At 69.8% G+C, this 13,291-nt stretch carries 10 protein-coding genes; 3 read left to right on the forward strand and 7 right to left on the reverse strand.

The features are described 5' to 3' along the window. Window positions 1–4 precede the first annotated feature (4 nt). The 6 genes from ABDK56_RS10705 to ABDK56_RS10730 all read right to left on the reverse strand — a co-directional run bounded on the left by ABDK56_RS10705 (window position 5) and on the right by ABDK56_RS10730 (window position 9,036). Window positions 5–1,486 (reverse strand): tryptophan halogenase family protein, encoded by a 1,482-nt coding sequence (locus ABDK56_RS10705; protein WP_349808263.1) that lies wholly within the window; start codon window positions 1,484–1,486, stop codon window positions 5–7. Next, a complete protein-coding gene (locus ABDK56_RS10710) occupies window positions 1,483–2,505 on the reverse strand; it encodes a cupin-like domain-containing protein (protein ID WP_349808264.1) in 1,023 nt (340 codons plus the stop codon). The genes ABDK56_RS10705 and ABDK56_RS10710 overlap by 4 nt, the downstream gene beginning before the upstream one ends. Further along, complete coding sequence (locus ABDK56_RS10715) at window positions 2,498–3,211, reverse strand: SapC family protein (protein WP_349808265.1); 714 nt, start codon at window positions 3,209–3,211, stop codon at window positions 2,498–2,500. Before ABDK56_RS10715 ends, ABDK56_RS10710 begins: the two co-directional genes overlap by 8 nt. Then, a complete protein-coding gene (locus ABDK56_RS10720) occupies window positions 3,208–4,746 on the reverse strand; it encodes a tryptophan halogenase family protein (RefSeq protein WP_349808266.1) in 1,539 nt (512 codons plus the stop codon). The genes ABDK56_RS10715 and ABDK56_RS10720 overlap by 4 nt, the downstream gene beginning before the upstream one ends. A gap of 108 nt (window positions 4,747–4,854) precedes the next feature. Next, a complete protein-coding gene (locus tag ABDK56_RS10725) occupies window positions 4,855–7,878 on the reverse strand; it encodes a TonB-dependent receptor (protein WP_502959294.1) in 3,024 nt (1,007 codons plus the stop codon). Between the two features lie 207 nt (window positions 7,879–8,085). After that, window positions 8,086–9,036 (reverse strand): Gfo/Idh/MocA family protein, encoded by a 951-nt coding sequence (locus ABDK56_RS10730; protein WP_349808269.1) that lies wholly within the window; start codon window positions 9,034–9,036, stop codon window positions 8,086–8,088. A 66-nt stretch (window positions 9,037–9,102) separates the two neighbouring features. Here ABDK56_RS10730 and ABDK56_RS10735 point away from each other — a divergent pair, with 66 nt between their 5' ends. Genes ABDK56_RS10735 through ABDK56_RS10745 form a run of 3 tightly spaced genes read left to right on the forward strand, consistent with a single transcriptional unit; the run spans window position 9,103 to window position 12,415 of the window. Further along, window positions 9,103–10,899, forward strand: a complete 1,797-nt coding sequence (locus ABDK56_RS10735; protein ID WP_349808270.1) for an IlvD/Edd family dehydratase — start codon at window positions 9,103–9,105, stop codon at window positions 10,897–10,899. A gap of 8 nt (window positions 10,900–10,907) precedes the next feature. Then, window positions 10,908–11,798, forward strand: a complete 891-nt coding sequence (locus tag ABDK56_RS10740) for a 2-dehydro-3-deoxygalactonokinase (protein WP_349808271.1) — start codon at window positions 10,908–10,910, stop codon at window positions 11,796–11,798. Beyond that, window positions 11,795–12,415 carry a 2-dehydro-3-deoxy-6-phosphogalactonate aldolase gene (locus ABDK56_RS10745; RefSeq protein WP_349808272.1) on the forward strand — a complete coding sequence of 207 codons (621 nt, stop codon included), beginning with the start codon at window positions 11,795–11,797 and terminating at the stop codon, window positions 12,413–12,415. The genes ABDK56_RS10740 and ABDK56_RS10745 overlap by 4 nt, the downstream gene beginning before the upstream one ends. Here ABDK56_RS10745 and ABDK56_RS10750 read toward each other — a convergent pair. Beyond that, window positions 12,412–13,290, reverse strand: a complete 879-nt coding sequence (locus tag ABDK56_RS10750) for an amidohydrolase family protein (protein ID WP_349808273.1) — start codon at window positions 13,288–13,290, stop codon at window positions 12,412–12,414. The two genes, ABDK56_RS10745 and ABDK56_RS10750, sit on opposite strands and share 4 nt — an antisense overlap. Window position 13,291: the final 1 nt, after the last annotated feature.

Consider the following 13,291-nt stretch of genomic DNA (forward strand, 5'->3'; position numbering starts at 1 on the left):
GGCCTCAGTCCGCCGCGCCGCAATAGCGCGCGACATAATCGGCGTGCGAAGGGAGCGAGCCGACGGTCCGCCCGATCCCGTCGCGGATCATCGACAGCAGCCCGGCAAGCTCGCGATCGTCGAGCTTGGTCGCGATCGGGTGATGGCTCCTTGCGCGGATCCCCTGCCCCATCATCACCTGGGTCCAGCTATTCTCCTGGAACAGCTCCTCGTTCTTGCGGAACACCCGGCCGGTCTCGCGGAACAGCTCGATCTTCTGCACGAGGCTGCCCGGAATCTCCATCTCGCCGACATGCCGCCAGAAGGGCGAATCCCGCCGCTCGGTCACCCAATAGTGGAGGATGATGAAGTCGCGGATCTGCACATAGTCGGTGACTTGCTGGTCGTTGAACTCGGCGACGTCGCGCGGGCTGACTTCGCCCATCGGCAGCATCCGGATCAGCCGCAGGACGGCGCGCTGGATGAGGTGGATCGCGGTCGATTCGAGCGGCTCGATGAACCCGCCCGACAGGCCGATCGCGATACAGTTGCCCGACCATTGCGCCGGGCGCACCCCGGTCAGGAAGCGCAGGCGGTTGGGCTCGGTCAGCAGCTCGCCCTCGACATCGCCGAGCAGCCGCTCGAGCGCCGCCTCGTCGTCGAGATAGCGGCTGGCATAGACGATGCCGTTGCCGGTGCGATGCTGGAGCGGGATCCGCCAGCGCCAGCCCGCGTCGTGGGCGATCGCGCGGGTGAACGGCACCGCCGGCTCGACCGAGCGGGTCTGGACCGCGATCGCCCGGTCGCACGGCAGCCAATGGCTCCAGTCTTCGAAGCCGACGCCCAGCGTCTGCCCGATCAGCAGCGCACGGAACCCGGTGCAGTCGAGGAACAGGTCGCCTTCGATCCGCTGGCCATCGTCGAGCCGGATCGCGGCGATGTTTTCGCCCTCGCGCTCGACCTCGGCGATCCGCCCCTCGATCCGGCGCACCCCGTCCTTTTCCGCCATCGCCCGCAGGAACGCCGCGTAGCGCGCCGAATCGAGCTGGTAGGCGTAGTTGAGCCCGTTGTCGGGGAGGTGCGCGAATCGCCGCGCCATCGCCGCCTTCGATTCGAGGCTGTAATCGTCGAACGGCGCGTCGTGCCCGCGGTCCAGACCTTCGAGCCAGAAATGCTGGAAGCCCGCGCTCCAGTGGTCCTTTCCGGCGGTCCCGAAGCTGTGGAAATAGCGGTCGCCGTCACGTCCCCAATTGTCGAACTCGATGCCGAGCTTGAAGGTCGCCCCGGTCGCCCGCATGAACTCGGCCTCGTTAATGCCGAGCAGGTTGTTGAAGGTGACGATCGGCGGGATCGTGCTCTCGCCGACCCCGATCGTGCCGATCGCCTCGCTTTCGACCAGCGTGACCTCGGCGATCGGGCCGAGCGTGCGCCCGAGCGCGGCCGCCGCCATCCACCCCGCGGTGCCGCCCCCGGCGATCACGATTCGACGCATCGGCCAGCGGCTCATCGCGACAGGCTCCGCAGCAGAAAGGCGCGGATCTGCCCCGCCGTTTCGGGGGTCAGCGGGGCGAGCACGCCGCGCGCTTCCTCGGGCAGGTGTTCGGCGACCCCGTCATTGTCGAACACATAATGGTCGAACAGCGTGCGCCACGTCGCGCGGTCGTCGGCCGGCAGGTCGCGAATCGCCAGGATCGCGTGGTTGAGCGCGTCCTCGGGCTTGCCGAGAAAGGCCGGCGCGTCGCGCCACCAGTAGTTGACCAGCACGTTGAACGGGGCGAGCGCCTCGACGTGGTGCCACCACAGCGAGGGGATGAACAGGGCGTCGCCGGGCTCGAGTTCGACAGCCCGCGCGTGGCGCAGCGCGTCGCGAAAGCGTGGGTGGGCGGCAAAGTCGGGCGCGCGGAAATCGACCATGCTGACCGGGCGCCCCGCGGGCGTATGCTCGAGCGGGCCGAGGTAGAGGTTGGCGAACTGGTCGGGCGGGAACAGGGTGAAGCGCCGCCGCCCGACCGCGCAGACCGCGAGATTGTCGGGCACGTCGTTATGCGCCGCGACACGGGTGCGCCCCCCGATCCAGATGCTTTCGAGCGGCGCGCGCTCGCCGAGCGGCACGCGGTTTGCTTCGGCCAGCCCGTCGAAATAGGCCGCCATGTCGACTGAGCCAAGGTAGACCGCGGGCGCGTCGGGCTTGTCGGCGTTGGCGACGATCCCGTCGAGGATCGGCCCGAGCGGCCCCTGCGCGACGCGGAAATTGAGCCCCATCGCCGAATCGTAGAACAGCCGCTCGCCGCCGCCGGGCTGGCCGATGCTGACCGTGAACTTGCGATCGCGCGCCCGGGCCGAGAGATAGCGTGCCGCCGCCGCCGGCCCTTCCCGTCCGGCGGCGACCAGCGGCCAGTCTCCTGCGAGTCCGCGCACCACGAACGGCTCGCGCGCGCCCCTCAGCCGCCGGTCGAGGTCGGCGGCCGACAGCGCCTCCTCCGCGATCGCTGCGACCGCGATTGTCGGGCTCGCGGCATCAGCCATTGCGCGCGTTCTTCCACTCGATCAGCTTGGTGAGGTTGGCGAGCGAGGCGATCGCCATGAAAATCGGCTCGAGCTGGCCCGCCGCGTTGAGCTCGCCGAGCACCGCGGGGTCGAGCGCGGCGAGCCGTTCCTCGGCGATCATCTCGTACCCGACCATGCGGTGCTTGGCCCCGCTGGCAAGCTCGACGTCGAGCGCGAAGGATTCGGTCAGCTGGTGGCGATCGAGCGCGGCGTAAAAGGCGCCCGCCTCGCGATGCCCGCCGTCGAGCGCGCCGAGCAGCGCGATCGTTTCCTCGACCAGCGCGGTCGGCCGTCCGCCGTCGTCGAACAGGCGGGTCCCGGCCCCATCGCGCGACACGCGCGGGTGATCGAGGTCGATGTGGAGCTGGAGCTGGTCGCTGTCGGGCGCGCCGCGTCCGACGAGGAACGGCGGGACGGCGAGCGCCATCGGCCGGTTGCGCGCGCGCCACTGGCCCTGGTCGAAGTAGAGGTTCTCCCCCGCCTCGAACCCCATCAGGACAATGGCCGACAGCGCCCGGCTGGTCGCGTCGCGGCGAAACAGGATCGGGAACTCGTTCTGCAGGCGGCGAAACTCGTCGGGCACGGTGAAGCAGGACATCACCGCGTCGCCCATCGCCTCGCTCGGCTCGGTGCGGACGCGCAGCTCGCGGTGCGCGGCGGCGTCGACGATCGCGTGGTTGCTCATGATACCGCCCTTTGCGAAATGATGGGTTGGCCGTGGCCGAGAAGGTCGCGATTGCTCGGCATCGCCGCTGCGAGCGCGCGGGCGCGCTGCTCGACCCGGCGGAGCGCCTCGATCGTCTCCGCCGAGGCATCGGGCAGCCCCGCCGGAACGGCCCCGCCGAGCCCGTAATAGACATATTGATAGCTTGCCGCCGGGAACATCTCGTCGGCCAGCGGCAGGTCCGACGCCGAAGGCGGCTGGTCGGACCACAGCGCGAGCAGCCCGGCGAGCCGGTCGGGAATCGAGGCGGGCGCGCGCTGCGCCCGCCAGTAGGGTTCCTCGCGCGTCGAGAGCGCATAGTGGAGCTTGAGAAACTCGACGATCCGCGCCCAGCGCATCGCGAACAGCGCATCGAACCGGCTCGCCAGGAATGGCATTTGCTTGGCGGTGCGCGGGAAGCTCTCGGTCAGCGCGCGAAGCGACACTTCGACCAGCACGATCGCCGAGGCCTCGAGCGGCTCGATGAACCCGGCCGACAGCCCGACTGCGAGACAGTTGCCGACCCAAAAGCGCGCGCGGTGGCCGGTCGGAAACTCGATGCGGCGCACCGGATAGTCGCGCGCGCCAGGAACCTGCTTGCCGACATATCGGTCGAGGATCGCGCGCGCGGCCTCGTCGTCGATGAAGCGCGACGAGTATACGCAGCCGATTCCGCGCCGGCTGGGCAGCGCGATGTCCCACAGCCATCCCGCCTCGTGCGCGGTCCCGACCGTCTGCGAGGCGATCGGCCCGTCGGGCGCGGGGACCTGCGCGGCGAGCGCGCGGTCGTTAAGCAGCACGTCCGACCGGTCGACCCAGCCGCCGTCCAGATGATCGCCGATCAGCAGCCCGCGAAGCCCGCTGCAGTCGAGAAACAGGTCGCCCGCGATGCAGGCGCCCGACGCGGTGCGGACCGCGTCGATCCGTTCGCCGCGCGGGCCGTCGACCGCGACGATCCGGTCGGCGAGGTGATTCACCCCGAGCCGCCCGACCGCATGGTCGCGAAGCAGCGCGGCGAACTTGCCCGCATCGAGGTGATAGCCATAGTTCACCGCCCCGGCATAATCGGCGATCTCGCCCTGCCGCGGGGCGAGCGCCTTCGCGCTCAGCGCGGCCTGCGCGGTGACGACCTCGGCGAACGGCCGATCGGCGCCGACCGCCCGCCAGCCCGCGACCAGCTGCCGCGCGTCGGCGAGCGCGGGCGGGGTGAACGGGTGAAGATAGCTGTCGCCCGCCGCGCCGGTGGCCCAGCCATCGAATCGCGAACCCTGCTTGAACGAGGCATCGCACGCGGCGAGGAATTCGGTCTCGGAGATGCCGATCGCCGCGAGGGTCGCGCGCATCGTCGGCCAGCTGCCCTCGCCGACCCCGATGGTCGGAATGTCGGGCGCCTCGATCAGCGTGATCGCCAGTCGCGGGTTGCCCGGCTGGCGGCTCCACGCGGCGAGCGTCGCCGCGGACAGCCAGCCGGCGGTACCGCCACCGACGATCACGACGCGTTCGACTGGGCTGCTCATCGCCTGACGCCTAGCGCAAATTCCCTCGTGGCCCAACGCCAAGAGCCGCCCCGGAGGGGCCGGGACGGCTCAGGCGCGACGACCGGGCCGTTTCCGGCTCGATCGCGATCAGAAGTTGTAGCGGAACCCGAGCGAGTAGCGCGGGTGTCCGGGCTGCGCGAAGTATACGATGTTCGCGTTGCGCATATGGCCCTTGCGGTCGGCACCGGTGATGTTGATGCCGTCGGCGAAGATGGTGAAGCCCTTGCGCACCTCGAGGCTCGCGCTGGCGTCGAACTGGCCATAGCTGTTCACGTAGAACGGGTCGAAGCCGTAACCCGCCAGGAAGCCCTGGCGCCAGTTGTAGGCGATACGCGCCTGCAGCCCGTTCTTGTCGTAATACAGCACCGCGTTGGCGCTGTTGCTCGCCCCCGGGACCGCGAACTGCGTCGTGCGATATTCGAGCGTATTGTCGAACTTCGTATCGCTCTTGACGATCGTGTAGTTCAGGATCGTACCGAACCCGGTGTCCCAGAAGTTGTGCTGGACCGCGAATTCGAAGCCGTGGACGTGCGCCACCCGGTCGCTGTTCCCCGGCGTGGTCAGCGTGAAGATCAACGCGGGGTCCGACGCAAGGCCGAGAATCCCGCCGCCGGTATAAGGATCGGACGCGTTCGGACCCGGCGAGAAGGCCGACGGGAAGTGCGTCTGAACATAGGCCAGGATATCGGCGAAGCTGGCATTCGGCCCGAGCGCGGCGACCGCGGCGAGATACGCCTGGCCCTTTGCCGGGTTGGTCAGGCCGAACGCCGGCTGCTGCGTCGTCGTGTTGGCGATGAAGTTGCTCACCGTCTTGTGGAAATAGCCCACCGAGACGTAGCTCGACGCTCCGTAATACCACTCGGCCGACAGGTCGATGTTCTTCGACTTGTAGGGAATGAGGTTGGGGTTGCCGCTGCCGCCGGTGCCGCCGCCGTCCGGGCGCGCCGGCGAGTTGACGGTCAGGCCGCCCGCGAGCGAGGCATAGTCGGCGCGGGTGATGGTGTGGCTGTACGAGGCGCGCAGCTTCACGTTGCGCATCGGCGACATGTCGAAATCGATCGCCGGGAGCCAGTTGTGGTAGCGGCCCTTGGTAGTGAGGAACTGCGAGCCGCTGCCCTGGAGGATCGAGATTTCGTTGCCGCCGGTGAAGCGGGTTCCACCCGGAACGCCGGTCAGCGCGGTCGAGCTGACGCGGGTGGTCTCATAACGGACGCCGAGACGCAGGTTGGCCTGGTTTCCGAGCAGGTCGAAGCTGCTGGTCGACTGGATATAGGGCGCCAGCGTGCGCTCCTTGATCCGCCGGTCGACGGTGTAGGCGGCAAGGCAGCTCCCCGCCGGGCCGGTCGTCGCGGAGCAGATTCCGATCTTTTCGTTGAGAAGCTGGATCAGCCCGTTGGTGTCGATCTGGAAATAGCCCGGGATGATCGCCGGATTGTTCGAACCGGACATGCCGGCGAGATCGGGCGGAAGCGGGGTCGGGGTGAACAGCGTGTCGGGGGTGTTCGCCGCCGACAGGGTGCCGCCCCACGTGTCGTTCTGGATGAAGCCGTAGGCCGAGCGCACCTTGTTCTCGGTATAGGTCGCGCCGAAGTCGAGGCTCTTGATGAACGAGCTGTCGAAGTCGTAGCCGCCCCGGAACGCGACCTCGTTGATCGTGTCCTTCATGTAGGCGTTGCGGAACGCGTTGCCCGCCGGCCGGATGTTCGACGCGGTGACTTCGGAGCCCGGGTACATGCTGACCGAAATGACCGGCATGTCCGAGGTGAAGTCGATCTTCTGGTTCTGGACGCCGTAAATGGCGGTGCCGACCGCGATGTTGCTGCCGTAGGGCGAGGTCGGCTTGCTTTCCGCGGTCGAATGATGCGCGTCGAGCGTCAGGCGCAGGCCGTTGGCCTTCCACGCGAGGTTGCCGCCGAGCGAGCGGTTGATCGAACGGTTCTTGGCGACCGCGCCGGTGATCGCGAGATCCTTGTTCTCCCCCTGGCCGAAATGCTCGGAATAGAACAGCGGGCCGGCGGCGGGACCGTCGGTCCAGCTGCTGGTCGTGTCGTTGCCGTTGAACCAGACGCCGATGCTGTTGGTGCGCGCGTCGATCGTGTTCTGCGAATAGACGTAGTCGACCGTCGCGGTCAGGTTGTCGACCGGGCGCGCCTGGAGCACCAGCTGCCCGTTGATGCGGGTGCGGGTGAGGTTGGTGAAGTCGTAGCCCGCGTTCTGCGGCACCTGGTAGATGTCGGTCGGCCCGGGGCGGTTGGTGATGTTGGCGTAGCGCGGGTCACCGGGCTGCGCGAGCGACTCCCAGTTGTTTTCCGCCCCCGAATAGCCCTCGCGCCAGCCGGCGCTGAACTGCGACACGCTCGCCTTGCGCTGCTGGTAGGAGCCGGTGAACAGGATGCCGATGCGGTTGTCGGCGAAGGTGTCGCTGAAGATGCCCGAGACTTCGGGCGTGATCGGCAGGCCGCGGAAGCGCGAGGTGTCGTAAACGCCCTTGACCGAGAAGGAGCCGCGCAGGCCCGGACGGTCGAGCGGCCGCGGGGTGACGATGTTGATCGCCGAGCCGATGCCGCCGGTCGGCAGGCTCGCGCGGCCCGACTTGTAGACTTCGACCGCGGCAATGCCTTCGGACGCGAGGTTCGCGAAGTCGAAGCTGCGCGACGCCGGGGCCGAGCAGCAGTCGCCGAGGCCCGAGGCCGGCATCTGGCGACCGTCGAGGAGGACGAGGTTGAATTCGGGCCCGAAGCCGCGGACGGTGACGGTCGAGCCTTCGCCGCTCGACCGGTCGATCGACACGCCGGTGATGCGCTGCAGCGACTCGGCGAGGTTGGTGTCGGGGAACTTGCCGATTTCCTCGGCCGAGATCGCATCGACCACGCCCTGGGCGTTCTTCTTGATGTCCATCGACTTGCGCAGCGAGCCGCGGATGCCGGTGACGACGATTTCCTTTTGCGCGCTCGCCTCGGCCGGGGTCGCGGTCGGGTCGGAAACCGGGGCGTTCGGATCGGCGACCGGCGGCGTGGGCGCCTGCGCCTGAGCGAGCGCGGCCTGAGGCGCCGCAAGGGCCAGGGCCGAAACGCCCACGGCAAGATTCAACAGCGCACGATCGCCAATCATCGATTTCCCCTCCACTGAATTCGGTCCGCTCTGATGGCGGTTGCGAAGGTGATGATTGTGAACGTTCACTCTGTCAATCGTGCCGCGCGCGATTCCGGCGCGGCGTGACATGCTTGCATCAGTTCGATGACAGCGAGGGAGGACGTCCCGGGCGACTTGCCTCGCGGGACGTTAACGGTGGCGCGGGCGGACTGGACCCGGGCAGCCCTACCAGTCGAAGTGCGGACCCGGCTCGATTGCAGCGCACCGCATGGCCTGCTCGACCAGGAGGAGCGGCGCCAGGTCGACCTCGCTCTCGCGCGCGGCGACGAGGTCGGCGAAGCGGCTGTAGAGGGCCGGATATTCTGCGACCGCATCGACCTCGCCGATCCCCTCGCCCGCGATCCGCTGGCCGCCGTCCGAAAGCCGCAGCGACCCCGCCGCGGTTTCGATCGCGATCTCCCATCGCGGCGCGCCTTCGTAAAGGAAGTCGAGGCTGGCGCGGCCCGGCGCATCGCCGATGCGCAAGCTGAGTTCCCCCGCGATCGGCTCGTCACGCCCCCTGGGGACGATCAGCCGCGCCGCGTCGATCGCGATCGGCGAGGCTAGGATCGCGGTCAGGATCGAAAAGGCGTTGATCGCCGGGTCGAACACGCCGAAGCCGCCCGCCGCCAACAGCCAGTCCTGACCCGGATGCCACCGGCGAATGTCCTCGCGCCACTGGAGATCGAGCGATGTCACCGCGCGATCCGCCAGCCACGCCCGCGCGGGCGCGACTCCGCCCGCCATCTGCGAATGCCATGCGGCGAACAGCGTGACGCCCGCCGCGGCCGCCTGCCGCTCGATCGCCGCGGCCTCGTTCGATTTCGCAACCGGCGGCTTTTCGAGCAACACGTGCCAGCCCGCCGCGATCGCGCGCTGCGCGAGACCGGCACGGATCGCCGGCGGAGTGCAGATCGCTACGGCCTCGAGCGGGGGGCCGTCGGCAATCAGCCCGTCGAGCGAGCCGAACCCCGCCACCCCGTCGAGCCGCGCGTGCGGATCGACCGTCGCGACCAGCCGGAAACGCGGATCGGCGGCGATCGCCGGGACATGCTGGTCGCGCGCGATCTTGCCGAGTCCGATCAGGGCGATGTCGATCGATCCTTGAGTCGCCGCGCGGGCTGCCGTAATTGTCATATAAATCAGGCTAGGCCGATCGGGCGGCGCGCACAACGCAGATATGGGCAGGTGGGACAGCGAAGGATGACGAAAGCGCCCCCCGATCCGCCGCGCCTGCGAAGCCGTGCCTGGTTCGACGACGCGGCAAACCCCGACATGACCGCGCTATATGTCGAGCGCTACCTGAACTTCGGCCTCGGGCTCGAGGAACTGCAGTCGGGCCGCCCGATCATCGGCATCGCCCAGACCGGCAGCGATCTCACCCCGTGCAACCGCCACCACCTCGTCCTCGCCGAACGGGTGCGCGACGGAATCCGCGACGCGGGCGGGATCCCGCTCGAATTCCCGACCCACCCGATCCAGGAAACCGGCAAGCGCCCGACAGCGGGGCTCGACCGCAACCTCGCCTATCTCAGCCTCGTCGAAGTGCTGTTCGGCTACCCGCTCGACGGGGTGGTGCTGACCATCGGTTGCGACAAGACGACCCCGGCGGCCTTGATGGCGGCGGCGAGCGTCGACCTCCCCGCGATCGCGCTGTCGGTCGGGCCGATGCTCAACGGTTGGTTCGAAGGGCGCCGGGTGGGATCGGGAACGATCGTGTGGCAGGCGCGCGAGCTGCTCGCCGCGGGCAAGCTCGACTATCGCGGCTTCGTCGAGATGGTCGCCTCGTCGGCGCCGTCGACCGGTTTTTGCAACACGATGGGCACCGCGACGACAATGAACTCGCTCGCCGAGGCGCTCGGCATGTCGCTCCCCGGCTCGGCGGCGATCCCCGCGCCCTATCGTGATCGCCAGCAGTGCGCCTACGAGACCGGCCGGACGATCGTCGATATGGTCCATGCCGACCGCAGGCCTTCGACCATCCTGACCCGGCCGGCGTTCCTCAACGCGATCAAGGTCAACTCGGCGATCGGAGGCTCGACCAATGCCCCGATCCACCTCAACGCCATCGCCCGCCACGCCGGGGTCGAGCTCACGCTCGACGACTGGGAGACGCACGGGCGCGACGTCCCGCTGCTCGTCAACCTGCAACCCGCGGGCGACTATCTGGGCGAGGATTATTATCGCGCAGGCGGCGTTCCGGCGGTGATGGCCGAGCTGCTCGCCGAGGGGCTGATCGACGGCAGCGCGCCAACCGCCAACGGGCGAACGATTGCCGAGAATCTCGACGGTCACGCGATCCGCGACACCGCGGTGATCCGCCCCTTCGCCGACCCGCTCAAGCCCGCCGCCGGGCTCACCGTGCTTAGCGGCAACCTGTTCGACAGCGCGGTGATGAAGCTGTCGGTGATCTCCGACGAATTCGCTTCGCGCTACCTGTCCGACCCCGAACGGCCGGGCGTATTCGAAGGGCCGGTCGCGGTGTTCGACGGGCCCGAGGACTATCACCGGCGGATCGACGACCCGGCGACCGGGATCACCGCCGAGACGATCCTCGTCATGCGCGGCGCGGGGCCGATCGGCTATCCGGGTAGCGCCGAGGTGGTCAACATGCGTCCGCCCGCCGCGCTGATCCGTGCCGGGATCCACCACCTCCCGTGCATCGGCGACGGGCGCCAGTCGGGGACGTCGGGCAGCCCCTCGATCCTCAACGCCGCCCCCGAGGCGGCAGCGGGGGGCAACCTCGCGATCTTGCGCGACGGCGACCGGCTGCGCGTCGACCTCCCCGCGCGCCGGGTCGAGTTGCTACTCGCCGACGACGACATTGCCGCCCGCCGCGCCGCGCTGGCCGAGGCGGGCTACCCGATCCCCGCCTCGCAGACCCCGTGGCAGCAGATTCACCGCGACACGGTCGGCCAGCTCGACCGCGGCGCGGTGATCGAGCAGGCGATCCCGTTCCAGCGAATCGCGGCGAAGGGCCTGCCGCGCGACAGCCACTGACTCGCGCGATGCCGACTACGCACCGGCCTGGATATGAGGCGACACCGACCCCGCTGATCGCGGTCGACTGGGGCACCACCAACCGCCGCATCCATGTCGTCGAGCAGGATCGCGAGCCGGTCGCGAGCGCCGACTCGCGCGGCGTCACCAGCCTCTCCGGCGACGACTATGCGCGCGAGGTCGCGGCGATCCGCGCGCGGGTCGGCGATCACCCGATGCTGCTCGGCGGGATGGTCGGGTCGAGCCTCGGGTGGCGCGACGCGGGCTATGTCGACCTGCCGGCACGGCTCGACCGGCTTGCGGAAGCGCTCATCTGGATCGACCCGCGCACCTCGATCGTCCCCGGCGTCGCGCAGGCAGACCCCGCCGACGTGATGCGTGGCGAGGAAGTGCAGTTCCTCGGCGCGGTCCACGCCGGGCTCGCCCCCGCCGACGCCCGGCTTTGCCAGCCGGGGACCCATTGCAAGTGGGCGCGGATGGCGGGCGGCGCGCTGGCCTCCTTCACCACCGCGATGACCGGCGAGATGTTCGCGATGATGCGCGACCATTCGCTGATCGGGCGCGACATGATCGCCCCCGTCGAGGCCGACGCGCATTTCGACGAGGGCGTGCGCGCTGCCGCCGAAGGCGACCTGCTCGCCGCGCTGTTCGCTTCGCGCCCCGCGGTCCTGCTCGGCCGCCGCCCGCGCGAGGGGGTCGCCTCGTTCGTCAGCGGCCTGCTGATCGGGGCGGACTGCCGCGCCCATGCGGGCGACGGCCCGGTCCACCTCCTCGCCGACGCCGCGCTCGGATCGCTTTATGGCGCCGCGCTACGCGCGCTCGGAGTCGAGGTCGTCCATGTCGACAGCAATGCCGCCTTCGTCGCGGGGATGAGGCGAATATGGGAGCTCAGCCGATGACCGTCGCCTTCGATTCGGCTTTCGCCAGATGTCCGCTGGTCGCGATCCTGCGCGGGGTCCGCCCAGACGAGGTCGAAGCGATCGGCGAGGCGCTGGTCGGCGCGGGGTTCACGATCATCGAGGTGCCGCTCAACTCGCCCGACCCGCTCGACAGCGTCGCCCGCCTCGCGCGGCGGTTCGCGGGGCGTGCGCTGGTCGGCGCGGGAACGGTGCTGTCGGCGGACGCGGTCGAGGGAGTCCGCGACGCGGGCGGCCAGCTCGTCATCTCGCCCAACACCGATGCCGCGGTGATCGAAGCAAGCGTTCGCGCCGGCATGGTTTCGATGCCCGGCTATTTCACCCCGTCGGAGGCGTTCGAGGCGCTCCGCGCGGGCGCGCACGCGCTCAAGCTGTTCCCCGCCGAGGCGGCCAGCCCGGCGGTGCTCAAGGCGCAGCGCGCGGTGCTCCCGCGATCGGTGCCGCTGCTCGCGGTGGGCGGGATCACCCCCGACACGCTTGCCCCGTGGCGCGCCGCCGGGGCCGACGGGTTCGGGCTCGGCTCGGCACTCTACCGGCCCGGGCAAGGCGCCAACGAGGTCGGCTCCGCCGCCGCGCGCTTCGTTTCGGCGATGCGTTAGGGCGCCTCGCGCATCGGCGCGACGCCGTAAAAGGCCGCCGCCGCCCCGCCGAACAGCCGCGCCGCGTCCGCCGCCCCCGCCAGCCGCCGCGCTTCGCCGAGCCAGTCGGCATAGCGATCCCCGGCCATGTGCAGCACCGGCCAGTCGCTGCCCCACATAAGCCGGTCCCCGAACAGGCGGAGCAGCGCATCGACATAGGGCGCCAGCGAGTCCGCCGACTGGCCGGGCGCCTGTTCGGTCCGCAGCCCCGATAGCTTGCACCAGCACCCCGCGTCGGCGAGCCGCGCCATGTCGTCGCGCCACGGATCGAGCGTTCCTGCCGCCGCGTGAGGCTTGGCCCCATGATCGATCACGATCGGCAAGCCGGGCCAGCGCGCCGCGAAGGCGGCGAGCGCGGGCAGGTGCCGCGGCTGGACGAGTGCGTCGAAGCATAGCCCAGCCTCGTACATCGCCGCGACCGCGGGCGCGACCGCGTCGCGCAGGACCCACGCGCTATCGTCGATCGCCTGGAGCATCGGCCGCAGCCCCTTTAGCTTCGGCCGGGCGGCGAGGTCGGCGATCCGGCGCGGCGCGTCGGGGCTGGCGAAATCGACCCAGCCGACGACGCCAAGGATCGCGCGATCCGCCTCGGCGAGGTCGAGCAGCCAGTCGGTGTCACGATCGGTCGGCTGCGCCTGGACGAGGATGCTTCCCGCGACGCCGAGCCCGGCGGTCTCAGCCGCGAAGTCGGCGGGGAGGTAGTCGCGGCAGATCGCCGCCTCCGCCTCGCCCGGCCACTGGTGGCCCGGATTGTCGAGCCGCCAGAAATGCTGGTGCGCGTCGATCAGCGCCGCCCGCGCCGGTGGCCGCTCGTCCGCCCCGTCCGCGTGACCCATC

The organism is Sphingomonas sp. ASV193, from assembly GCF_040203355.1.
Taxonomy (GTDB): domain Bacteria; phylum Pseudomonadota; class Alphaproteobacteria; order Sphingomonadales; family Sphingomonadaceae; genus Sphingomicrobium.

Bases quoted from the DNA above. Each gene is read 5' to 3' on its own strand.
- ABDK56_RS10710 (WP_349808264.1), bottom strand. From the start codon at position 2,505: ATGGCTGATGCCGCGAGCCCGACAATCGCGGTCGCAGCGATCGCGGAG.
- ABDK56_RS10725 (WP_502959294.1), bottom strand. From the start codon at position 7,878: ATGATTGGCGATCGTGCGCTGTTGAATCTTGCCGTGGGCGTTTCGGCC.
- ABDK56_RS10735 (WP_349808270.1), top strand. From the start codon at position 9,103: ATGACGAAAGCGCCCCCCGATCCGCCGCGCCTGCGAAGCCGTGCCTGG.
- ABDK56_RS10750 (WP_349808273.1), bottom strand. From the start codon at position 13,290: ATGGGTCACGCGGACGGGGCGGACGAGCGGCCACCGGCGCGGGCGGCG.
- ABDK56_RS10705 (WP_349808263.1), bottom strand. From the start codon at position 1,486: ATGAGCCGCTGGCCGATGCGTCGAATCGTGATCGCCGGGGGCGGCACC.
- ABDK56_RS10745 (WP_349808272.1), top strand. From the start codon at position 11,795: ATGACCGTCGCCTTCGATTCGGCTTTCGCCAGATGTCCGCTGGTCGCG.
- ABDK56_RS10720 (WP_349808266.1), bottom strand. From the start codon at position 4,746: ATGAGCAGCCCAGTCGAACGCGTCGTGATCGTCGGTGGCGGTACCGCC.
- ABDK56_RS10740 (WP_349808271.1), top strand. From the start codon at position 10,908: ATGCCGACTACGCACCGGCCTGGATATGAGGCGACACCGACCCCGCTG.
- ABDK56_RS10715 (WP_349808265.1), bottom strand. From the start codon at position 3,211: ATGAGCAACCACGCGATCGTCGACGCCGCCGCGCACCGCGAGCTGCGC.
- ABDK56_RS10730 (WP_349808269.1), bottom strand. From the start codon at position 9,036: ATGACAATTACGGCAGCCCGCGCGGCGACTCAAGGATCGATCGACATC.